Source organism: Microbacterium sp. NPDC060132 (assembly GCF_042729675.1).
GTDB lineage: Bacteria > Actinomycetota > Actinomycetes > Actinomycetales > Microbacteriaceae > Microbacterium > Microbacterium sufflavum.
The window spans coordinates 46,328-68,073 of record NZ_JBHWXU010000002.1 but is presented as its reverse complement, the minus strand read 5'-3'; the positions used below and the strand labels follow the sequence as shown (position 1 = coordinate 68,073).

At 73.6% G+C, this 21,746-nt stretch carries 16 protein-coding genes; 2 read left to right on the top strand and 14 right to left on the bottom strand.

Going from position 1 to position 21,746, the window contains the following annotated elements:
- Window positions 1-11: 11 nt before the first annotated feature.
- The 6 genes from ACFWCH_RS16825 to ACFWCH_RS16800 form a co-directional block, all read right to left on the bottom strand.
- A complete protein-coding gene (locus tag ACFWCH_RS16825) occupies window positions 12-494 on the bottom strand; it encodes an Lrp/AsnC family transcriptional regulator (protein ID WP_136028578.1) in 483 nt (160 codons plus the stop codon).
- A gap of 4 nt (window positions 495-498) precedes the next feature.
- A complete protein-coding gene (locus ACFWCH_RS16820) occupies window positions 499-1,890 on the bottom strand; it encodes an amino acid permease (protein ID WP_378803897.1) in 1,392 nt (463 codons plus the stop codon).
- On the bottom strand, window positions 1,887-2,999 hold the full coding sequence (gene hisC, locus ACFWCH_RS16815; protein ID WP_378803896.1) for a histidinol-phosphate transaminase: 1,113 nt from the start codon (window positions 2,997-2,999) through the stop codon (window positions 1,887-1,889). The genes ACFWCH_RS16820 and hisC overlap by 4 nt, the downstream gene beginning before the upstream one ends.
- A 180-nt stretch (window positions 3,000-3,179) precedes the next feature.
- Entirely contained in the window at window positions 3,180-4,982 is a 1,803-nt protein-coding gene (locus ACFWCH_RS16810) for a thioredoxin domain-containing protein (RefSeq protein ID WP_378803895.1), read from the bottom strand.
- A gap of 245 nt (window positions 4,983-5,227) precedes the next feature.
- Window positions 5,228-6,067 (bottom strand): aldo/keto reductase, encoded by an 840-nt coding sequence (locus ACFWCH_RS16805; protein WP_247639080.1) that lies wholly within the window; start codon window positions 6,065-6,067, stop codon window positions 5,228-5,230.
- Window positions 6,064-7,299, bottom strand: a complete 1,236-nt coding sequence (locus ACFWCH_RS16800; RefSeq protein WP_378803894.1) for a heparan-alpha-glucosaminide N-acetyltransferase domain-containing protein — start codon at window positions 7,297-7,299, stop codon at window positions 6,064-6,066. Before ACFWCH_RS16800 ends, ACFWCH_RS16805 begins: the two co-directional genes overlap by 4 nt.
- A gap of 43 nt (window positions 7,300-7,342) precedes the next feature.
- On the opposite strand from ACFWCH_RS16800, the gene hrpA reads away from it, so the two are divergent.
- Both hrpA and ACFWCH_RS16790 read left to right on the top strand, forming a co-directional pair.
- Window positions 7,343-11,275 carry an ATP-dependent RNA helicase HrpA gene (gene hrpA / locus ACFWCH_RS16795; protein ID WP_378803893.1) on the top strand — a complete coding sequence of 1,311 codons (3,933 nt, stop codon included), beginning with the start codon at window positions 7,343-7,345 and terminating at the stop codon, window positions 11,273-11,275.
- Window positions 11,276-11,393: 118 nt separating this feature from the next.
- Window positions 11,394-12,338: a zinc-binding alcohol dehydrogenase family protein gene (locus tag ACFWCH_RS16790; protein ID WP_378803892.1), complete on the top strand. Its 945-nt coding sequence runs from the start codon at window positions 11,394-11,396 to the stop codon at window positions 12,336-12,338.
- A 35-nt stretch (window positions 12,339-12,373) separates the two neighbouring features.
- Here ACFWCH_RS16790 and ACFWCH_RS16785 read toward each other — a convergent pair whose 3' ends face one another.
- The 8 genes from ACFWCH_RS16785 to ACFWCH_RS16750 all read right to left on the bottom strand — a co-directional run bounded on the left by ACFWCH_RS16785 (window position 12,374) and on the right by ACFWCH_RS16750 (window position 21,665).
- Window positions 12,374-13,147, bottom strand: a complete 774-nt coding sequence (locus ACFWCH_RS16785; RefSeq protein WP_378803891.1) for an alkylhydroperoxidase domain protein — start codon at window positions 13,145-13,147, stop codon at window positions 12,374-12,376.
- The gene (locus tag ACFWCH_RS16780; protein ID WP_378803889.1) at window positions 13,144-13,785 is read right to left on the bottom strand and encodes a CMD domain protein; all 642 of its coding nucleotides are present in this window, start codon (window positions 13,783-13,785) and stop codon (window positions 13,144-13,146) included. The genes ACFWCH_RS16785 and ACFWCH_RS16780 overlap by 4 nt, the downstream gene beginning before the upstream one ends.
- Window positions 13,782-14,828, bottom strand: a complete 1,047-nt coding sequence (locus ACFWCH_RS16775; protein WP_378803888.1) for a putative FMN-dependent luciferase-like monooxygenase — start codon at window positions 14,826-14,828, stop codon at window positions 13,782-13,784. Before ACFWCH_RS16775 ends, ACFWCH_RS16780 begins: the two co-directional genes overlap by 4 nt.
- Window positions 14,825-16,468 carry a dipeptide ABC transporter ATP-binding protein gene (locus tag ACFWCH_RS16770; protein WP_378803887.1) on the bottom strand — a complete coding sequence of 548 codons (1,644 nt, stop codon included), beginning with the start codon at window positions 16,466-16,468 and terminating at the stop codon, window positions 14,825-14,827. The genes ACFWCH_RS16775 and ACFWCH_RS16770 overlap by 4 nt, the downstream gene beginning before the upstream one ends.
- Before the next feature lie 173 nt (window positions 16,469-16,641).
- The gene (locus ACFWCH_RS16765) at window positions 16,642-17,532 is read right to left on the bottom strand and encodes an ABC transporter permease (RefSeq protein ID WP_378803886.1); all 891 of its coding nucleotides are present in this window, start codon (window positions 17,530-17,532) and stop codon (window positions 16,642-16,644) included.
- Complete coding sequence (locus tag ACFWCH_RS16760) at window positions 17,529-18,506, bottom strand: ABC transporter permease (RefSeq protein ID WP_136035448.1); 978 nt, start codon at window positions 18,504-18,506, stop codon at window positions 17,529-17,531. The genes ACFWCH_RS16765 and ACFWCH_RS16760 overlap by 4 nt, the downstream gene beginning before the upstream one ends.
- Window positions 18,507-18,522: 16 nt before the next feature.
- On the bottom strand, window positions 18,523-20,157 hold the full coding sequence (locus tag ACFWCH_RS16755) for a TIGR04028 family ABC transporter substrate-binding protein (protein ID WP_378803885.1): 1,635 nt from the start codon (window positions 20,155-20,157) through the stop codon (window positions 18,523-18,525).
- 128 nt (window positions 20,158-20,285) lie between these two features.
- A complete protein-coding gene (locus tag ACFWCH_RS16750) occupies window positions 20,286-21,665 on the bottom strand; it encodes an NtaA/DmoA family FMN-dependent monooxygenase (RefSeq protein ID WP_378803883.1) in 1,380 nt (459 codons plus the stop codon).
- Window positions 21,666-21,746: the final 81 nt, after the last annotated feature.

The following is a 21,746-nucleotide window of genomic DNA, read 5'->3' as shown; positions in this document are numbered from 1 at the left end:
GAGGCCGGTGCTCAGCCGGCGTCGTCGGTGGCCACGTGCTCGACCAGCGGCAGCACGCGCCCCGACAGGTGCGTACGCATCGCGATGGACGACGCCGTGCGCGCCACCCCCGGCACGACGGCGACCCGGTCGAGCACCTCCTGCAGCTGCGTGGCATCGCGCGCGACCAGGCGCAGCTGCATGTCGCTCGCCCCCGTCACGGTGTGCATGTCCACGATCTCCGGCACCGCGTCCGCGAGCGCGGCGGCCACCTCGTCGTGCCCCACCTTCTGATCGATCTCGACCAGGCAGAACGCGACCATGCCGTAGCCGAAGCCGGCCGGGTCGACGCGCGGCACGATCGCCTCGATCACCCCGCCCTCGTGCAGTCGCGCGAGCCGGCTGGTGGCGGTGCCGCGTGCGATGCCCAGCCGCCGCGCACACTCCAGGATGGGCAGCTGCGGCGACTCGGTGAGCAACCGGATCAGCGCGGCGTCCAGCCGGTCGATGCGCACGCCGCTACTCCCGCACCACGCCGGGACGGGACACACCACGGGTGAGCCGCGCCACCACCAGCAGCACGACCGTCAGCCCGAGGGTCAGCAGCAGCTGCGTGCGTGCCGCGGGGTCGATCATCGCGAGGGCGATCACCCCGGCGAGCAGGGCCAAGCACAGCCACGAGATCCACGGGAAGCCCCACATCCGCATCGGCATCGCCTCGCCGGCGCGGTCCGCCCGGCGCCGCAGCACGATCTGCGAGACCGCGGTCGCCGTCCAGATCACCAGCAGCGTCGAGCCCACCACGTTCAACAGGGCGGGGAGCACCACATCGGGGAACGCCCAGTTCAACCCGACCGTGACGAACCCGAACGCGACCGACGCCAGCACCGCCAGGTACGGCACGCCCGTGAGACTCGTGCGGGTGACCGCCAGCGGCGCCAGTCCGCGCTCCCCCAGCGAATACGCCATGCGGGAGGCGCCGTAGATGTTGGCGTTCATGGCCGACAGCAGCGCGACCACGACGATGAGGTCCATCACCAGACCGACACCCGGCACATGGAGCGTGTTGAGCACCGCCGAGAACGGACCGGCCTCCACCGCGGGGTCGTCCCACGGCAGCACCGCGACGATCACGAAGATCGAGCCGACGTAGAAGATGAGGATGCGCACCAGCACCTCGCGCACGATGCGGCGGATGTTGCGCGCCGGGTCGTCGGACTCGGCCGCCGCGATCGCCACGACCTCGGTGCCGCCGAACGCGAACACCACGATCAGGAGCGCCGCCGCGATGCCGGTGATGCCGTTGGGCGCGAAGCCGCCCTCGTCCACGAGGTTCGACACACCCGTGGCCGGAACACCGGGGATGAGGCCGACGATCGCGCACACGCCGACCACGAGGAACGCGATGATCGCGGCGACCTTGATCGCCGCGAACCAGAACTCGAAGGTGCCGTAGTTGCGCACCCCGAACAGGTTCACCGCGGTGAGGGCGACCACGAACACCAGCACCCACACCCACGCGGGCACGCCGGGGATCCAGCCGGCCACGATGCCCGCCGCCCCGGTCGCCTCGGCCGCGATCACCACGATCAGCTGGATCCAGTAGAGCCAGCCGACCGCGCTGCCGGCGCTGCGCCCCATCGCCTTCTGGGCGTAGGAGCTGAACGCGCCGGAGCTGGGGCGTGCCGCGACCATCTCGGCCAGCATCGCCATGACCAGCACGACGATGCCGCCGGCGACCAGATACGAGATGAGGACCGCGGGACCGGCGATCCCGATCGCCTGGCCGGAGCCGACGAACAGCCCGGCGCCGATCGCGCCGCCGAGCCCCATCATGGAGATCTGGCGCCGGGTGAGCCCGGGATGCAGGCCCTTCGTGGTGGTGGTCGTGACCGGGACCTCGACGCTCACGCGGACACCCCCATCAGGTCGGAATCGCGGTCGGAATCGTGCGCGGCGTCGCCGCCGGAGACCGCGGCGGCGAGGGCGGCCTCGACCCTGTCGATGTCGGCGGCGGAGCCGGACGAGATCCGGATGCCCTCGCCGGGGAAGGCGCGCGCGACGACACCCCCGGCGTGCAGGAGGGCGTCGAGCTCGGCGGTGCGCTCCCCCGACGGGACCCAGACGAAGTTGGCCTGTGACGGGACGGCGGGCCAGCCCGCGGCGGTGAGCACGGCGTACAGGCGCTCGCGCTGCGCGACCACCTCGTCGATGCGGACCGCCAGCTCCTCCTCCGCCGCGAGCGACGCGAGGGCGGCGGCCTGCGCCAGGTCGGTCACACCGAACGGCACGGCCACCTTGCGCTGCGCCTCGGCGATCTCGCGCGGGGCGATCGCATAGCCGATGCGCAGGCCGGCGAGACCATAGGCCTTGGAGAACGTGTGGAGCACCGCGACGTGCGGGTGGCGGCGGAACAGCTCGATGCCGGCGCCGCGGCTCGCCGTGCGATCGAAGTGCACGTACGCCTCGTCGATCACCACGAGCACGTCGCGCGGCACGGCGGCCACGAAGCGCTCGAGCGCGTCCGCGTCGACGACCGTGCCGGTGGGGTTGTTCGGGTTGCACACGAACACCAGTCGGGTGCGCGGGGTGATCGCGGCGAGCATCGCGTCGAGGTCGTGGCCGTGCTGCGCGTCGAGCGGAACGGGCACGGGCGTGGCCCCCGCGATGCGCACGAGCGAGGGGTACGCCTCGAATGACCGCCACGCGAACACGACCTCGTCACCCGCGCCGGCGACCGCGTGGATCAGCTGGGCCGCGATCTCCACCGATCCGGCTCCCACCGTGACCTCGTCGACGTCGACGCCGTAGCGCGCGGCGAGCGCCTGCCGCACGGCCGCGGCACTCATGTCGGGGTAGCGGTGGATGCCGGCGACGCGCTCCTGGACGACCTGCACGACGGAGGGCAGGGGCGGATGCGGGGACTCGTTGGACGAGAGCTTCGAGGCACCGGCGGGGGCCGAGCGGCCCTGACGGTAGGCGGGGACGGCGTCGAGGCCGGGACGGGCGGAGAGGGGCATCGTCAGAGCATCCTTGCTGTGATCCGGGTGGTGTCGCGCCACCCTAGAACGCACGTCGCCCCCTGGGCAATCGGTGCAGCGAATGGTGGGCATCGCGCGCAATCGAACGCCCGGCGTGCCGTCCACCCTGGGCAGATTGCCCAGTCCGCCTCCGGGTCGGGGCGGAGGGCAGGGTGAGCGTCAGCGTTCCCTCGTGACCTCGGCGGGGTCGGCGGTGGGAAGCCGGCACACGAACGCCCGGCAGTCGTACAGGCGCTCGGGCGTCGCGGCCTTGCCCTCGAACAGCTCGAAGCCCGCCGCGGCGAACGCGGCGGCCTGGGCGGGCGACACCACCGCGAGCACGTCGGCGTCGGCGTCCCGCGCGGCGCGGGCGAGCGCCCCGTCGCGGTCGTCGGTCACGACCACGAGCTGACGGGCCGGTGCGACCAGCCCCGCGGCCACCCGGAGCAGGCTCCCGTGCGCGAACGGCTGACCGAGCGCACGCGCCGCCAGCATCCGCACCCGGGCGACCGCCTCCTCGCGGTACCGGTCCCCCGCACCGAGCCGCCACGCCGCCAGCGCAGCGCCCGCCACCGCCGCCGCGTCGGAGGGGAGGTCGCCGTCGGTGTGGTCGGGCGAGGTCGCGATGCCCTGCGCCGCAAGCAGCGGGTCGGCGCCGGCGGCACCGTCGAGGGCCGGGTCGAGCAGCCGCAGCGCCGTGACCGCCCACTCGGCCTCCCCGGTCGCGGCGGCGAGGCCCAGCAGCCCCTCCGCGAACAGCGCGAGGTCGGCCGCGGTCGCCGGGGCTGCCGAGGCACGGTCGTCGAGCGACGCCCGGGCGAGCGCGCCGTCGTCGCCGCGGTTGACGCGCAGCACATGATCGGCCGCCGCGGCCGCCGCCTCGACCCAGTCGGGCTCGCCGAGAGTCGTCCCCGCCCTGGCCAGCGCCCCGACCGCGAGGCCGTTCCAGCCCGTGATGACCTTGCCGTCCACCGTGGGAGGTTCCAGCTCGCCGCGCGCGGATACCGGGCGCTGGTAGTACCCGCCCTCGCTGCGCACCCCGTCGATCCACGACTCCGAGTCCTGCGCGGCCCCGAAGCCGCCACCGTCGCGTCGCAGCACGCCCAGGAGGAAGCCGGCGATGCCGCGGGCGGTGCCCGTATCCCCCTCGTCCAGCGCGACCTCCAGCAGCTGCGCGTTGTCGGTGAGCATGCGCTCGTAGTGCGGCACCGTCCAGTCCCGCTGCGTGGCGTAGCGGAAGAAGCCGCCGTCCTCGTCGCGCAGGTCGGAGCCGGACATGGCCGCGAGCGCCCGCGTGGCCGCTGCCCCGGCGTCGGGAGAACCCGCCCGCACCAGCGGATGCTGCAGCAGCCGCAGCGTGGTCGCCACCGGGAACTTCGGCGCCCCGCCGAAGCCTCCGAACAGCCGGTCCTCCCTGGCCGCGATCCCCTCGGCGGCGGTGACGATCGCCGCCGCGTCGGGCAGGTCGGACGGCGCGGACTCGGCCGCCCTGGCGAGGGCCTCGGTCACCGCGTCCGCCGACTCCTCCGCCTGCGCGCGCCGCACCGTCCACGCCTCCCGCACGGCCGCGAGCACCTCGCGGAACGCGGGCATCGGCGGCCGGGGCTCGGGCGGCCAGTAGGTGCCGGCGAAGAACGCGCGGCCACTCGGCGTCGTGAACACCGTCAGCGGCCAGCCGAGGTTCTGCGTGAACGCCGACGCCGCGGCCATGTACGCCGCATCGACGTGCGGGTGCTCTTCGCGGTCGACCTTGACCGCCACGAAGCCCTCGTCGATCAGCGCGGCCGTGACGGGATCGGAGAACGACTCGCGCGCCATCACGTGACACCAGTGGCACGTGGAGTAGCCGATCGAGATCAGCAGCGGCACGTCCCGCCGTCGCGCCTCCGCGAACGCCTCCTCGCCCCACGGGTACCAGTCGACCGGATTCTCGGCGTGCGACCGGAGGTAGGGGCTGAGGGTGTCCGCGAGCCGGTTGGTCATGCCGTCCACGCTACGCCGCGCGGCGGCACGGCGGGCTGCGGCGGTGAGCACGGGATCGCGGCTCCCCCGCGAACGCCCCGCGTCGCGAGCGGCGACACGGGGCGTTCGGGTGCGGGGGTGGTGGTCGGCCGGCGCGACCGGTCCGTTGCGTGACCGGTCGATCGGGCCGACTCCCGGGGGGCGGGGGTCAGCCGGTCCGTTGCGTGGCCGGTCGATCGGGGCGACTCCGTGGGCGGGGGTTCCCGTCAGTTGACCTCGTCGGGGTGCGAGCCGACACGACCCGAACCGTCGAGCGGGTCGAGGGCGTCGATCGCGGCGATCTCCGCGTCGGTCAGCTCGAAGCCGAACACGTCCAGGTTCTCGCGCAGACGCTCGGGGCGCACCGACTTCGGGAAGACGATGATCCCCTTCTGCAGGTGCCAGCGCAGCACCGCCTGCGCCGGGGTGACGCCGTGGGCCGCGGCCGCGTCGGCGACCGCCGGGATGCCGAACAGGTCGTACTTGCCCTGACCGAGCGGACCCCACGCCTCGATACGCACGTCGTTCGCGTCGGCCCACGCGACCTCCTCGCGACGCTGGTAGGCCGGGTGCAGCTCGATCTGGTTCACGGCCGGGACGACGCCGGTCTCCTTCACGGTGCGCTCCAGGTGCGGCACGAGGAAGTTCGAGACGCCGATACTGCGGGTCAGTCCGGCCTCGCGCAGCTCGATGAGCTTGGCGAACGCGTGCACGTAGTCGTCCTTCGCCGGGGTGGGCCAGTGCACGAGGTACAGGTCGACCCGGTCGAGCCCGAGCTTCTGGAGGCTCTCGCCGATCGCCGCACGCGGCTCGTCGTCGTGGTGGCGGTCGTTCCAAAGCTTGGTGGTGATGAACAGCTCGTCGCGCGGGATGCCGGAGGCGGCGATCGCGGCGCCCACGCCCTCCTCGTTGCCGTAGATCGCGGCGGTGTCGATGTGGCGGTAGCCGATCTCCAGCGCTTCGCTCACCGCGCGCTCGGTCTCAGCCGGCGGCACCTTGAAGACGCCGTAGCCCAGCTGCGGGATGGAGTTGCCGTCGTTGAGTTCGAGAGAGGGAATGGTGGTCATGGGTCCAGCCTATGACCTGTGATGACAGGTGTGGCGGGATCGTGTCTTTCCCTGTCGGCGGAGGCACCGCGTCGGTCGACCGGCACCGAGGCCATGGCCTGCGCCGCCCGACCCACGAGGCGCTCGAGGGGTCCGCGGCCGAAGAGGATCGACCACAGCGTCGCGGCCACCACGAGTGCGACCGCCGTGAGGAGCCAGAAGGCCGTGCTCTGCACGAAGCCGCCGGGGCCCACCAGCACCACGATCGACACCACGTGCACCGTGTATGCCGTGAGCGGCATGGAGCCGAGCGCCGCGAGCGGCAGGAACACCCACCGCAGCGGCCGGCTCAGCAGCAGGCACAGCGCGACCACCGCGAGCGCGAAGCCCCCGGAGCCGAGGATCTCGGCCGTGCCGCCGGAGTGCGGTTCCACGCCGAAGAACGCCGACAGCACCGACCGCAGCGGGTCCAGCCCCGCGAGCGCCGCGGGGTACGCGTCCCACCCGGAGCCGAATCCGAAGCCGCCGTCGCCGGAGCCGATGCCACCGTCGTCGCCCCCGACTCCGGCCGCCTGGCCGACCGCGCCGAGCCCGTACCCGATGACCGCGAGCAGCACGCCGACAGCGAGCGCGACGACCGCCGTGCGGAGTCGCTCCACGTGCAGCCGGCCGAGCGCGAGACCGCCCAGCACGAACGCGAGCCACGCCGTCAGCGGGTACACGCCGTACAGCGCGAAGCCGAGCCCTGCGCCGTAGGGCTCCAGCGCAAGCGCGCTCAGCAGCGCGAGCGCGGCGGGGGCCACGACCGCGAGCACCCCGGCCGCGAGGAGCAGCTGCCACGCCCGCCACCGCAGGAACGGGATCACCGCGACGTAGAGCAGCCCGTAGAGCGTGAGGATCACCGCGATGGGCGTGTTCAGCATCTCGAGCGCGAGACCGATCAGGAAGATCGCCGCGCCCCGGCCCACCAGGTTCAGGCGCAGCGTCGGCATGCGCTCGGGAGCGGGCAGCGTGCTGCGCCCCGTCATCAGCGCGATCGACACCCCGGCGAGCAGTGCGAACAGGATCGAGGAGCGGCCGTTCACCAGGTCGGTCCAGGTGGACGGGTCGCCCCACGCGAACGGCCGGAGCTCGCCGACGTGGGCGGCGGCCATGCCCAGGATCGCGAGGGCCCTGGCCACGTCGAGGCCGAGGATGCGCGGGGGCCGGCCGAAGTCCCGGAACCAGCGGGTGGGCGCGAGGGGGGAGGTCACGAGTTGATCGTAGGGCGCGCATCCCGGCATACGATGGAGGGCTATGTCCTCCCCCGTGATCTCCTATCCCCCGGAGCTGCCCGTCAGCGCCGCGCGGGAGGAGATCGCCGACGCCGTGCGCGACCACCAGGTCGTGATCGTCGCGGGCGCGACCGGTTCGGGCAAGACCACCCAGCTGCCCAAGATCGCGCTCGAACTCGGGCGCGAGCGCATCGCCCACACGCAGCCGCGTCGCCTGGCCGCCCGCACGATCGCGGAGCGCGTCGCGGAGGAGCTGCACGTCGAGCTCGGCACGCTCGTGGGCTACAAGGTGCGCTTCACCGACAAGGTCTCCGATGCCACGCGCATCGCGCTGATGACCGACGGGATCCTGCTCAACGAGATCCACCGCGACCGGCTGCTCACGCGCTACGACACGATCATCATCGACGAGGCGCACGAGCGCTCCCTCAACGTCGACTTCCTGCTCGGCTACCTCGCCCGCATCCTCCCGGAGCGCCCCGACCTCAAGGTGATCATCACCTCGGCGACCATCGACCCGGAGAGCTTCGCGCGGCACTTCGCCGCCGCCGACGGCACTCCTGCCCCGATCATCGAGGTCTCCGGCCGCACGTACCCGGTGGAGGTCCGCTACCGGCCCCTCGTGGACGACGCGGATGAGGACGCATCGGCATCCGGCGACCCGGAGGACGAGGTGTCCGCGATCGTCGCGGCCCTGCGCGAGCTGGACCGTGAAGCCCCCGGCGACGTGCTGGTGTTCCTGCCCGGCGAGGCCGAGATCCGTGATGCGGCCGATGCGGTGCGCGGCGCCTACGGGAAGGACCGCTCCCCCACCGAGGTGCTGCCGCTGTTCGGACGGCTCTCGGCGGCTGAACAGCACCGGGTGTTCGAGCGGAGTCGCGTGCCGGGTGTGCGACGGCGGGTCGTGCTCGCCACGAACGTCGCCGAGACCAGCCTCACCGTGCCGGGCATCAAGTACGTGATCGACACCGGCACCGCCCGCATCTCCCGGTACAGCAACCGCTCCAAGGTGCAGCGCCTGCCGATCGAGGCGATCTCCCAGGCCTCCGCGAACCAGCGCTCGGGGCGCGCCGGCCGCACGAGCGAGGGCATCGCGATCCGCCTCTATTCGGAGGAGGACTACGACCGGCGCCCGGAGTACACCGAGCCGGAGATCCTGCGCACCTCGCTCGCCTCGGTCATCCTGCAGATGCTGTCGCTGGGGTTCGGCGACATCGAGGCGTTCCCGTTCCTCACCCCGCCCGACTCCCGCGGCGTGAAGGCCGCGTTCGACCTGCTCACCGAGCTGGGCGCGGTCGAGCCGTCGCGGCGGGACGGCTCGACGCATCTCACGCGCGTGGGCCGCGACATCGCCCGCATGCCGATCGATCCGCGGTTCGCGCGCATGCTCCTCGAGGCGGGACGCGACCGCAGCGGCGCCGTCCTGCGCGACGTGCTCGCGATCGTCGCCGGACTCACGATCCAGGATGTGCGGGAGCGTCCGGAGGAGCGCCGCGAGGAGGCCGACCGCCTGCACGCGCGCTTCGCCGACCCCACGAGCGACTTCCTGACCCTGCTGAACCTGTGGAACCACCTGCGCGAGCAGCAGCGCGAGCTGGGGTCGAGCGCGTTCCGCCGGCTGTGCCGCGCCGAGCACCTCAACTACGTGCGCGTGCGCGAATGGTTCGACGTGCACCGCCAGCTGCGCACGCTCGGCAAGAACCCGGAGCGCGGCGCGGAGGCGGGGGGCGCGGCCGACCCCGACGCGATCCACCGCGCCCTGCTGTCTGGTCTGCTGTCGCAGATCGGCATCCTCGACGAGCGCACGGCCCCGGCCGGCAAGAGCCACTCCCCCGCGAAGGACCCGAAGCGCCGGGTGACCGAGTACCGCGGGGCCCGCGGCATCCGGTTCTCGATCTTCCCGGGCTCGGCGCTGCGCAAGAAGAGCCCGCGGGCGGTGATGGCGGCGGAGATCGTGGAGACCTCCCGCACCTTCGCCCGCACGGTCGCCCAGATCGACCCCGCGTGGGCCGAGCCGCTGGCCGGTGACCTCGCGAAGCGTCAGGTCACGGAGCCGCACTGGTCGAAGGATGCCGGCGCCGCCGTCGCCTTCGAGAAGGTGACGCTGTTCGGGGTGGAGATCATCCCCCGCCGCCGCGTGCAGTTCGCCCGCATCGACCGGGCCGCGTCGCGCGAGCTGTTCGTGCGGCACGCGCTCGTGGAGGGCGAGTGGGATCCGTCGCGCATCGACAAGCGGGTGAGCGCGTTCTGGCGCAGCAACGCCGAGCTGCGCCGCCGCCTGGAGAAGCTGGAGGAGCGGGAGCGCCGCCGCGACATCCTCGCCGGCGACGAGGCCGTGTTCCGCTTCTACGACGAGCGCATCCCCGCCGACGTGTTCGATGTGCGATCGTTCGAGAAGTGGTGGCGCGAGGCGCTCACGACCGCGCCGAAGCTGCTCGTGATGCGCGAGAGCGACCTGGCCGACGAGGCCGACCGCGCCGACCAGCGCGAGTTCCCCACGCGGTGGACGCAGGGCGACCAGGTGCTGGGGCTCGCCTACCGCTTCGAGCCCGGAGCCCCCGACGACGGCGTGAGCGTGGTGCTGCCCCTGCCGCTGCTCGCGCAGATCGAGGACCGCGGCTTCGACTGGCAGGTGCCGGGCCTGCGCGCCGAGCTCGTCACCGGACTGCTGCGCGCGCTGCCCAAGGCCATCCGCCGCCACGTGGTGCCCGCCGCCGACTGGGCGGAGAAGTTCGGCGCCGAGCTGGCCGACCAGGGCCCGGAGTCGCACGAGGGCCTTCCCCCGCGCACGCTCAAGGAGGCACTGGCCCGCCTCATCCAGCCTCTCGCGAACCAGCTCGTGTCGGCCGCGGACTTCGAGGACGACCGCGTGCCCGCGCACCTGCGCATGAACTTCCGCGCCGTGGACGAACGCGGCCGCGTGGTCGGCTCGGGGCGCGACCTCCGGGCACTGCAGACCGAGCTGTCGGATCGCGCCCGCAGCAGCGTCGCCCGCTCCATCGCGGCGCCGTCACGACGCGCGAGCCCGACCGCGGCGGCGGGCGCCGAGCGCGTCGCGGCCGCCCCGGTGGAGCAGACCGGGCTGACCGCGTGGACCTTCGGCGACCTGCCCGAGGTGCTCGACACCCGGGTCGCCGGCGGCGTCGTGCGCGGCTACCCGGCGATCGTCGACGCGGGCAAGAGCGTCTCCGTGCGCGTGGAGGCGACCGCGGAAGCCGCCGCGACCGCGACCAGGGACGGCGTGCTCCGGCTGGTGCTGCTCACGGTGCCCTCGCCGTCGTCGTACGTGCAGGAGCATCTGACGAGCCAGGAGAAGCTGGCGCTCGCGGCGTCGCCGTATCCCTCCGCCGCGGCGCTCATCGAAGACGCCAGGGCCGCGGTCGCCCGCCGCGTGATCGACGCGTCGACGGGAGGGCCGGACGGCGCCGGTCGCGGGATCGTGCGCACGGAGGCCGAGTTCGCCCGCGTCCGGGAGGCGGTGTCGGCGGTGCTCGTGGACGAGCTGTTCGCCGCCGTGTCCCTGGTGGCGCGGATCCTGGTCAAGGCGCGCGAGGTCGAGCGGGGCATCAAGGCGCAGAACTCTCTGGCGCTGCTCGGACCGCTGAACGACATCCGCACGCAGCTGAGCGGTCTGCTGCACCCCGGGTTCGTGTCGGCGGCGGGCATCGACCGGCTCGCGCACTACCCCCGCTACCTCGACGGCATGCTCGACCGCCTGAAGACGCTGGCGAACGAGCCGGGCAAGGACCGGGCGCGGCTGACCGAGTTCGAGCGCATGGCGACCGCGTTCACCGAGGCGGGCGGCACGATCCCGCTGCCGACCGACGCGCCGCCGACGCTGGTGGAGGTGCGGTGGCTGCTGGAGGAGTACCGCGTGAGCGTGTTCGCGCAGCGCCTCGGCACCGCGCAGCCGGTCTCGCCGCAGCGGATCATGAAGGCGCTGTCCGGGCGCTGATCCTGCCCGGGCGCTGATCCTGTCCGGGCGCTGACGGTGTCCTCCCCGGGCGGTGATCCTGACCGGGCGCTGATCCTGCCCCGGCGCTGACCGTGTCCTCCCCGGGTAGCCTGGGGTCATGGCCAGCGCGATCGTCTACACCGAGTTCGGCTCCCCCGATGTCCTGCACCTGATGGAGGTGCCCGATCCCGTCGCCGTGCGCGGCGAGGCCGTGGTGCGCATCGAGGCCGCCGGCGCGAACCCCATCGACGCGAAGCTGCGCAGCGGCAAGCGTCCGTCACCGCCGATCACCGAACCGCGGGGCGTCGGCTTCGACGGCGCGGGCGTGGTGGAGGTGCTCGGCGAGGGCGTCGACGGGCTGGAGGTGGGCGACCGCGTCGCGATCCGTGACACGGTCGGCACGTACGCCTCGGCGCTCGCGGTCGAGGCCGACAAGCTGGTGAAGCTCCCCGACGCGGTGACCGCGGCCGAGGGCGCCGCGATCGGCATCCCCGCCGGCACCGCGTATCAGGCGCTGCGCTCGCTCGGCGTGACCGCGGGCGACGTGCTCCTGGTGCACGGCGGCTCCGGCTCGGTGGGTCAGGCGGCGGTGCAGTTCGCGGTGGCCGGCGGCGCGACCGTGATCGCCACCGCGAGCCCCGCCCGGCACGAGCAGCTGCGCGAGCTCGGTGCCCTCCCCGTCGCATACGGAGACGGCCTGCTCGACCGCGTGCGCGCGGCCGCTCCGTCGCCCGTCACGGTGGCGCTCGACTGCGCGGGCACGGACGAGGCCATCGAGACCTCGCTCGCCCTGGTGCCCGACCGCGACCGCATCGCCACGATCGTGCGCGGCCCCGACGCCGCCGACTTCGGCATCCGCGCGTTCTCGGGCGGCTCCCCCATCCCGCTCACGGAGCAGGAGCTCGCCTGGCGCGCCGAAGCCCTGGAGAAGACCGTGGAGCTGCTCGCGTCGGGCGACTTCACGATCGAGCTCGGCCCGGAGCTCCCGCTCGCCGAGGCGGCGCGGGCCCATGAGCTCATGGAATCCGGCGCCGCCTCGGGCAAGATCATCCTGGTGCCGTAGCCATCATCCTGGTGCCGGAGCCGGGGCCGCCCGGCTCAGGCCGGAGCAACGGGTCGGCCGAGCGACAGCATCAGCCGGTTCGCCCAGTTGAAGAACGCGGCGCCGTGCACCACGTCGGCGATCTCGCCGTCGTCGAGCCCCGCGGATCGCAGGAGCGCGATGTGGTCGGGCCCGAACGCGCTGGGCGTCTCGGTCAGCGCGACGGAGGCCGCGACGATCGCGTTCCACCGCTCGCCGAGGTCGGCGGACACGCCCTCGTCGAGCAGCCGGTCCACGTCGTCCTGCCGCTTGCTGTGATGCGCCGCGAAGCGCGAGTGCACCGAGGCGCAGAACACGCAGCCGTTGCGCCGCGAGGCCGCGGTGGCCGCCAGCTCACGATCGGCCCTGGGCAGTCCGTCGGCGACGTTGTAGAAGATGTCCTTGTCGACCAGGGTGCGCGCCCGGAGCACCTCGGGGTCGCGCGCGAGCAGACGGAAGTAGTCGTTCTTGGCGCGAGCGGTGTCGACCAGGCCGTCATAGTGCCGCTCGGTCAACTCGTCCTCCGCGAGCGGGGGCAGGTGCGGCGTCCACCCGACCTCGGCGCGCGTGAACCCGTGCGGGTGCGGGGCGTCGTCGTGTCGGAGCACGGTGTCGGCGGTGGCGGGCTCGGTGGTGGTGGCGGGGTCGGTGGTGGTGGGGTCGGTGGTGGTGGCGTCGGTGGTGGCGGTGGTGTCGGTGGTGTCGGTGGTGTCGGTGGTGTCGGTGGTGTCGGTGGTGTCGGTGGTGGCGGGCTCGGTGGTGGCGGGATCGGTGGTGTCGGTGGTGGTCATGCGGCCTCCTCCTCGGTGGACGCGGCGGTGGTGGCGGCGGTGGTGGCGGTCGCGAGTCCGGCGGCGGCGAGCACGCGGAGCCCGGTCACGACGCGCTGCTGGAACGCCAGGAACGACACGAGCTGCGACACCGTGACGATGCCGTCGGGCGTCCACCCCGCGTCGAGCAGGCGGCCCAGGTCGGCGGCCGAGGCCTCGCGCGGCCGCAGCACCAGCAGGTGCGCGTGGGCGAGCGCGGCGGCCAGTCGCTCGCCCAGAGCGTCCGTGGCGGCGGCGTCCGGCGCATACCTCAGCCCGTCGGTGCTCTCCCCCTGGAGCCCGGCCTCGGTGTACGCGCCGAACGGCCCGGTGGCGGCGGCCCCGGCCAGCTCGGCCCTGACCACCGCGGCGCGCTCGGGATCGGCGGCCTCCGCCCGGTCGGCGTAGAACAGCGCGGTGGGGTCGTCGGCGCCGGCGAGCCCGGTCGCGAAGGCGGCGATCAGCTCACGCTCGGCCTGCGACGCGTGCTGCACCGAGACGGGGCGGAACAGCGCGTCGAAGCTCGCCTGCAACTGCTCGCGCGTGATCGGACGGCGCCGCCGCAGCGCGTCGAGCCCCGGCGTCACCTCCGCGATGCGGTCGACGATGTCGTCGGTCATGCGTTCTCCTTGAGGGTCGTGTCCGCGGGGGACGGGGTGAGGGCGTAGCCGAGTGCCGGGGCGACCTCGGCGGCGAACAGCTCGATCGAGCGCAGCACGTGCTCGTGGGGCGCGTCGACCGAGTGCACCTGGAACGCGACCTCGGTCGCGCGGGACAGCGTCGCGTCGTCCGCGAGCGAGGCGGCCACCTCCTCCGGCGTGCCCAGGTGGGTGTCGAGCGCGGTGATCAGGTCGTCGAGGTCGTCGCCCGGGATCGTCTGCCCCTGGCGGCGGAAGCCCTCCGCGGCGCGCCGCAGCCCGACCTCCGCGAACCGCAGCGCCTCGGCCCTGTCATCCGCCACGAACACGGTGCGCGAGGCCGTGATGCGCGGCGTGACGCCGGCCGGCAGCGCGTCGAGGTAGGCGTCGATGATGGGGTCCTGCAGCTCCGACAGCGGCGCGCGGAGGCGCTCGGCCGTGCGCGGCTGCGTGCGCGAGAGCAGCAGCCCGTGGCCGTGCACACCCGCGCGGCTCCCGCCCGCGGCCGAGAACGTCGCCTGCCAGACGCGTGAGGCGAGGTCGCCCGGGTCGGGGTACAGGGTGTTGTCGCCGCCGACGTCCTCGCCCGCGAGCGCGTCGAGCAGCACGCGCAGCTTGCGGTCGTACGTGGCGGCCTTGTCGCGCACGTCCTCCCCGAACGGCACGAACGACGAGGGCGTGCCCCCGCTGCCGAGCCCGAGATCGAGACGCCCGCCGGAGAGCAGGTCGGCGACCACCGCGTCCTCCGCCACGCGCACCGGGTCTTCCAGGGGCAGCGTGATCACCCCGGTGCCGAGCCGGAGGCGGTTCGTATGCGCGGCGGCGTGCGCCAGGAACACGAGCGGCGACGGCAGCCCGCCCTCCGCGGCGCGGAAGTGATGCTGCGCGACCCACGCACGACCGATGCCGTGCCGCTCCGCGTGCTGCAGCTGCGCCGTGGCCAGCGCGTAGCGATCGGCGGGCGACGCATCGTCGAGCAGACGGGTGAAGAACGCCACGCTGGGTGCGGCGGCTGGTGCGGTCATGCGAGGACCTCTCGGCTCTGGGGAGCGTCGCCGACGCCGGGCACGGCGGCGAGCAGCTCCCTGGTGTACTCGTGCTGCGGGTCGTGGAACAGCTCCTCGGTCCGGCCCTCCTCCACCACACGACCGCGGCGCATGACCGACACCGTGTGACTGATGCGCCGCACCACCGCGAGGTCGTGCGAGATGAAGAGGTAGGTGAGCCCGAGCTCGGCCTGCAGCGAGGTGAGCAGCTCGAGGATGCGGGCCTGCACCGTCACGTCGAGCGCGGACACCGCCTCGTCGAGCACCACGATCTCCGGGTCGATCGCGAGGGCACGGGCGATCGCGACGCGCTGCCGCTGCCCGCCCGACAGCTCCCGCGGGGTGCGGCGGGCGACGTCGGCCGGCAGCGCCACCCGGTCGAGCAGGGCGAGTGCGCGCTCCCGCCGTTCGGCCCTGCCTCCGACGCGGAAGTTCTGCAGGGGCTCCGCGACGATGTCGACGACGTGCTGCCGCGGATCGAGCGACGCGAACGGGTTCTGGTACACGAGCTGGATGCGCCGGCGCAGCGCGCGCAGCGGCGCCCCCGTCGCGGCCGTCACGTCGGCCCCGGCGACCTCGATCGATCCGGCATCAGGGCGGTGGAACCGGGTGACGAGTCGTGCCGTGGTGGTCTTGCCCGAGCCCGACTCCCCCACGAGCGCGTGCGTGGTGCCGCGGCGCACGCGGAACGACACGTCGTCCACCGCGCGGAACCGCTCGCGACCCGCCACGCGGAACTCCTTCACGAGCCCCTCGGCGACGATCGCGTAGGGGTTCTCGGCGGCGACCGCGGCCGCATCCCGCAGGAACGGCGGCGCGTCCGGCCGGCGGAACCCGGTCGCGAAGGCGGGCGCGTCGGCGAGCAGCTGCCGCGTGTACGGCTCCCGCGGCGCCGCGAGCACCGCGTCGCTCGTCCCCTGCTCGACGATGCGGCCGTCCTTGAGCACCACGAGCCGCGCGGCACGGTCGGCCGCGACCCCCAGGTCGTGCGTCACCAGCAGGATGCTCGTCCCCTCCTCACGCTGGAGCTCGTCGAGAAGGTCGAGCACCGTGCGCTGCACCGTGGCGTCGAGCGCGCTGGTGGGCTCGTCCGCGATCAGCAGCCGCGGGCGCAGCGCCACCGCGGTCGCGATCAGCACGCGCTGCCGCATGCCGCCGGACAGCTCGTGCGGATACTGCCGTGCGCGCAGCCCCGGGTCGTCGATGCCCACGCGGTCGAGCAGCTCGATCGCCCTGGCCCGACGCGACCTCCGGTCCCGGTGCCCGTGCAGGCGCAGGATCTCCTCCACCTGCACCCCGACCGGGCGCACGGGGTCGAGCGAGGTGGCGGGGTCCTGCGGCACGAGCCCGATCTCGGGGCCGCGGATGCCGCGCAGGGCGCGGTCGCTCCAGCCGGAGATGTCGAGCTCGCCGAGGAGCACACGCCCCGCGTCGACGCGACCCCCCTCCGGCAGCAGCCCCAGCAGCGCGTGCGCCGTGGTGGACTTGCCCGACCCGGACTCGCCGACGAGCGCGAGCGTCTCACCCTCGGCGATGTCGAACGAGATGCCGTGCACGACCTCCCGGTCGCCGTACGACACCGTGAGGTCGGTGGCGGTGAGGACGGGGCCCGCGCTCATCGCTGTCTCCTTCCGAGGCGGTGGCTGATCGTGGTCGTGGACGCAGAGATCGCGCTCATCGCACTCCCCTTCCGAGGCGGTGGCTGATCGTGGTCGTGGACGCAGAGATCGCGCTCATCGCTGTCTCCTTCCGAGGCGGTGGCTGATCGTGGTCGTGGACGCAGAGATCGCACTCATCGCACTCTCCTTCCGAGGCGGTGGCTGATGCGGTTGGCGCTGAGCACCACCGCGACCACGACGAGGCCGGGGAGGGCGGTGAGCCACCAGGCCGTCGCGATGTAGTTGCGCCCCTCGGCGATCAGCAGGCCCCACTCGGGCGTGGGCGGCGGAGCGCCGTAGCCGAGGAACCCGAGCGTGGAGATGGCGAGGATCGCGGTGCCGAACTGGAGCGCGGCGAGCGCGACGATCGGGGCGAGCGAGTTGGGCAGCACGTGGCGGCGCAGCACGGCGACGAACGTCCCGCCACTGCCGAACGCCGCCTCGACGTACTCGGTGCGCCGCACCCGCGCGACCTCGGCGCGCATCAGGCGCGCGAACGCCGCGACGCTGCCGAGTCCCACCGCGATGGCCGCGTTGACGGTGCCGAACCCGAGCAGGATGATGACCGACAGCGACAGCAGCAGGCCGGGGATCGCCAGGAGCACGTCGACGATGCGCATCAGCACGTCGTCCACGATCCCGCCGACCGATCCGGCGATCGCACCGAGCACCGTGCCCAGGGCGAGGCCGACCGTCACCGCGATCAGCGCGCCGGAGAGCGAGTGCACCGCGCCGTGCACGACCCGGCCGAACAGGTCGCGGCCGAGCGTGTCCGTGCCGAACCAGTGCGCGGCGCTCGGTGGCAGCAGCTTGTCGGCCGGCACGCCCGTGAGCGGGTCGCCCGGCGCGAACACCCCGGGGATCAGCGCCCAGAGCACCGCGAGCGCCACCGCGGCGACGGCCAGGTAGAGCCCCCACGGGCGGCGACGCAGGCCGCGACGGCGCCGCGGGGTCGCGGCGGGGGCGGGGGCCGAGGGGGTCGCGGAGACGGCGTCCGCGGTCTCGGCGATCACGGGCGCGGTCATGCGGTGGCCTCCTGCAGCGTGCGGCGGGGTTCGGGGCGACCGCGGCGGGCGGAGGTGCGCTGCCGCGGGTCGATGAGCGGCGTGGCGAGGTCGACCGCGAAGCTGATGAGCACGAAGCCGAGTGCCGACAGCAGCACCACCCCCTGCAGCACCGGGATGTCCTGGTTCGCGACGGCCTGCTCCGTGAGGCGTCCGATCCCGGTCCGGCCGAACACGGTCTCCGTCACGACGGCGCCGCCCACGAGCTCACCGAACAGCACGCCCGCGATCGTGAGCGTCGGCACCGCCGCGTTGCGCGCGACCGAGCGCGTGAGCACCCACGCCGGCGGTGCGCCCTTCGCCCGCAGCACGGTCACGAACGGCTGCGCCTGCACCTGGTCGATCGCCCGCACCAGCACCTGGGCGAGGGGCGCGGAGATCGGCACGGCCAGGGTGAGCACGGGCAGCACGAGCCCGCTCACCGGGTCGGCTCCCACGATCGGCACCCAGCCGAGGCCGAACGAGAACACCTGGATGAGCAGGATCCCGAGCCAGAACACCGGCACCGCGACGAAGAGGCCAGGCACCTGGCGCAGTCCCGCGCGCAGCCACGCGAACGGCGCCAGCGACGACAGCCCGGCGATCAGCACGGCCAGCACGAGCGCCACCGCGAGCCCGAGCGACGCGAGCAGCAGGGTCGCGGGCAGCGCCTCGGCCAGCATCGTGCGCACCGGGGTGCCGAACTGCGTCGAGTAGCCGAAGTCGCCGGCGAGGAAGCCGAGCCCGGCGTGCACGTACTGCTCCCACCACGGCAGGTCGGCGCCATAGGTCGCGCGGATCCCGTCGAGCTGCTCCGGCGAGAGCCCGAGGCTCGGGTCGGAGAACTTGATCAGGATCGCGTCGCCCGGCAGGAGCTGCAGCAGGAAGAAGGTGGCCGTGAAGGCCGCGACCAGCACGATCGCGGCCTGCCCGGCTCGTCGGAGGACGAAGCTCATCGCGTCACCGTCGCCCTCAGTGCTCCGCGAGCCAGACGCCGGAGAACGTGGGGCGCCCGACCGACTCGAACGCCACGCCGTGCACGTACGTCGCGGCACCGTAGACCTGCGGCTCCTCGAACAGCGGGATCACGTAGGCCTGCTCGGCGATGTAGTCCTGCACGGCCTGCGACGCGGCGATGCGCGCGTCGGCGTTGGGCTCGGAGGCCACGGCGAGCAGCAGCTCGTCGAGCGTCGCGTCCTGCGAGATCAGCACGTCGCGGTTCTTCGTGAAGTACTGGCTCTTGATCACGTCGAGGTCGGCGCGTCCGACCATCGAGTGATAGAACCCGGTCTTCAGCGGGTCTCGCGTGTCCTCGGCATAGGTGCCGGCATCGCCGGGCTTCACGGTCAGCTCGACGCCGACCTTCGCGAGCTGCTGGGCGATCAGCTCCAGCGTCTGCTTCGACAGCGGCTGCGGCTTCGCCTCGTAGACCGTGATCGCGAGGCGCTCGCCGTCCTTCTCCCTGATGCCGTCGCCTGCGGGCGTCCAGCCGGCCTCGTCGAGCAGCTCCTCGGCCCGGTCGGGGTCGAAGGTGTAGTGCTCCGACTCGTCCTTGTAGCCGACCGCCTGGGAGGACAGCACCGACGTCGCCACCGGGTAGTTCTCGGTGAAGAGCGTGTCGACCACCTCCTGCGCGTTCACGGCCGCGATGATCGCCTGGCGCACGCGGATGTCGGAGAGCAGCGGGTTGTCCGGCCGCAGGGCGATCGAGTTGTTCACGCCGCGGGTCTGCGGGGCGTAGAGCGTGAAGCCGGCGCCCTCCACACGGTCCTCGTCGAACGCCTGCACGTAGCGCACGTAGTCGGCCTGCCCCGCGAGCAGCGAGCCGATGCGCACGGAGTCCTCCGGGGTGATCAGCACGTGCACGGCGTCGAGGTACGGGCGGCCGTCGTTGTCGGCGCTCTCCGGACCCCAGGCGTAGTCGTCGCGCGCGGCGAGGGTGTACTCCGTGCCGAGCTTCTCGTCGGTGACGGTGAACGGACCGGAGCCGATGATGTCGGCCGCATTGCCCGCGCCGAAGTCCTCGATCGTGCCGTCGAGCGTGTCGGGTGACAGCAGGCCGGAGTTGATGGTGGACGTGGCCTGCAGGAACCCGGGCGACGGGGCGGAGAAGCGGAACGTGACGGTGTCCTCGTCGACCACCTCGCTGCCGGCGTAGTTGTTGATCGCCTCGGACACGGTGAGCCCGCGGTCGGCGTCGCCCAGGCCGTAGGTGTCGAAGTTCTTCGCGACGGCGGCGGCGTCGAGGGGCGTGCCGTCCGAGAAGGTGACGCCGGGGTTCAGGTCGAACGTGTATTCGGTGGCGTCGTCGTTCACGGTCCAGTCCGCGGCGACCCACGGCTCGATCTCGAGCGTCTCCGGGTTCTGCCACGTGAGCCGGGCGGCGATGTTGTTGACGATGCCGCCGTTCGGGTAGAAGCCGGCCTGCGGCGGGTACAGGTTCGTGTACGCCTGGTGCTCCAGGTACGTGAGCGTGCCGCCCGTGACAGGGGCCCCGGCGTCGGTCGGTGTGCCGGCGGGGGCGGCGGAGGTCGCGCACGCGGCGAGGCTCCCGGCCAGGACGAGGGGCAGCGCGACGGCGGCGGTGCGGATCAGGCGGCGGTTCATGCGGAGGACTCCTCGGGGGTGCGGGTGGGTGCAGGTGGGTACGGGTGCGGCGTGGGGTTCACGCTAGGAAGCGGCGGGCGGTGCGCGCCGGGCGGCGGACGCGGAAGGTCGCCCGGCGACACCCGCGGTCACGCATCGACACGCGACGTCACACGCAGGCGGTCGCGCAGCGTGATCGCGCCGTCACCGTGCTCGCGCAGCAGTCCGCGTCGCCGCAGCTCGGGCGCCGCCAGGTGCGTGAACGCCTCGAACTGCGCGGGCTGGAACGCCGAGAGCACGTTGAACCCGTCGGCCGCTCCCGCGTCGCGCCACGTCTCGAAGTGGTCGGCGACCGCGGCGGCGTCACCGACCACGAACGCGGCGGGCACGGCGTGCGCGGCGACCAGATGCCGCCAGGTGAGGGCTGCGTCGGCGCCGATGCCGAGACCCGCGAGGTGGGCCACGCGCTCGATCAGGGCGGCCCCTCGTCCGCCGAGGCGCAGCGCCTCGGCGGGACCGACGGGGGCGTCGAAGGCCGCGTCGCGCAGGGGGTCGTCCCCCGGCACGTCGAGGGCGTCCGCGAGCGCCGCGACCGTGCGATTCGCCGGGAACCCGGGGCGCTCGACCTGATGCCCCTCCGCGAGCGGCACGAGCGCGAGCAACCGCGCCACGATGCGCTGCGCCTCGGCGTGCGTCTCAGCGACCACGGGCAGCACGGGCGCGATCACCTGCAGTTCCTCCGGCGAGCGCCCGGCCTCCGCCGCGATCTCCCGCAGTCCCCGCCGCGTGGCGACCGCGTCGGCCAGGGTCGGCGAGGCGATGAGGGCAAGGTCGGCCGCGGTCGCGGCGAGCGCGCGCGACCGCGGCGACGTGCCGGCGTGCACCACCGGGATGCGCCCCTGCGGCGGCCGTGCGACGTTGAGCGGTCCGGTCACGCGCACGTGCGCGCCCTCCAGGTTCGCGGCGCGCAGCCGGTCGGCGTCGATCAGCACCCCGCGTTCGGCGTCGGCGATCCAGGCGTCGGCGTCCCACGAGTCCCACAGCCGGCGCAGCGCCGTGACGAACTCCTCGGCCCGGTCGTAGCGGGTCTCGTTGTCGGCGTGCGCCTCGCGTCCGTGATTGCCCGCCGCGCGCGGCTCGGCCCCGGTGACCAGGTTCACCCCGGCGCGTCCGCCCGAGAGCACGTCGAGCGACGCCAGCGACCGCGCGGTCGTGTACGGATCCGCGTAGGTGGTGTTGACGGTCGCGATGAGCCCGATGCGCGAGGTGAGGCCGGCGAGGAACAGCACGGCGCTGACCGGGTCGATGCGCGCGAGCAGGTACGGGTCGCGGAACTCCAGGTCGGGGCCCGTCGCGAGCCAGTCGCCGAAGAACAGGTAGTCGAGCCCGGCCTCCTCGCCCGCCGCGGCGATGCGCCGCAGGACCTCGGCGTCGCGTGCGGGGTCGCGGTGTGCTCCGGGGTGACGCCAGCCGGACGGGTAGGCACCGAGCGTGCGCACCATGGCGCCGATCACGAGGGGTTCGGTCATGCCGTCACGCTAGGAGCGCGGGACGGCGGCGACCATGGCGCGGAAGCCGGGGGTCACGCGACGTCACACGGCGACATGTCC

Excerpts from the sequence above, each read along its gene's own strand:
- ACFWCH_RS16790 (WP_378803892.1), top strand. The coding sequence starts at position 11,394 with ATGGCCAGCGCGATCGTCTACACCGAGTTCGGCTCCCCCGATGTCCTG.
- ACFWCH_RS16755 (WP_378803885.1), bottom strand. The coding sequence starts at position 20,157 with ATGAACCGCCGCCTGATCCGCACCGCCGCCGTCGCGCTGCCCCTCGTC.
- ACFWCH_RS16765 (WP_378803886.1), bottom strand. The coding sequence starts at position 17,532 with ATGACCGCGCCCGTGATCGCCGAGACCGCGGACGCCGTCTCCGCGACC.
- hisC (WP_378803896.1), bottom strand. The coding sequence starts at position 2,999 with ATGCCCCTCTCCGCCCGTCCCGGCCTCGACGCCGTCCCCGCCTACCGT.
- ACFWCH_RS16770 (WP_378803887.1), bottom strand. The coding sequence starts at position 16,468 with ATGAGCGCGGGCCCCGTCCTCACCGCCACCGACCTCACGGTGTCGTAC.
- ACFWCH_RS16805 (WP_247639080.1), bottom strand. The coding sequence starts at position 6,067 with ATGACCACCATTCCCTCTCTCGAACTCAACGACGGCAACTCCATCCCG.
- ACFWCH_RS16785 (WP_378803891.1), bottom strand. The coding sequence starts at position 13,147 with ATGACCACCACCGACACCACCGATCCCGCCACCACCGAGCCCGCCACC.
- ACFWCH_RS16810 (WP_378803895.1), bottom strand. The coding sequence starts at position 4,982 with ATGACCAACCGGCTCGCGGACACCCTCAGCCCCTACCTCCGGTCGCAC.
- ACFWCH_RS16775 (WP_378803888.1), bottom strand. The coding sequence starts at position 14,828 with ATGACCGCACCAGCCGCCGCACCCAGCGTGGCGTTCTTCACCCGTCTG.
- ACFWCH_RS16780 (WP_378803889.1), bottom strand. The coding sequence starts at position 13,785 with ATGACCGACGACATCGTCGACCGCATCGCGGAGGTGACGCCGGGGCTC.
- ACFWCH_RS16750 (WP_378803883.1), bottom strand. The coding sequence starts at position 21,665 with ATGACCGAACCCCTCGTGATCGGCGCCATGGTGCGCACGCTCGGTGCC.
- hrpA (WP_378803893.1), top strand. The coding sequence starts at position 7,343 with ATGTCCTCCCCCGTGATCTCCTATCCCCCGGAGCTGCCCGTCAGCGCC.
- ACFWCH_RS16760 (WP_136035448.1), bottom strand. The coding sequence starts at position 18,506 with ATGAGCTTCGTCCTCCGACGAGCCGGGCAGGCCGCGATCGTGCTGGTC.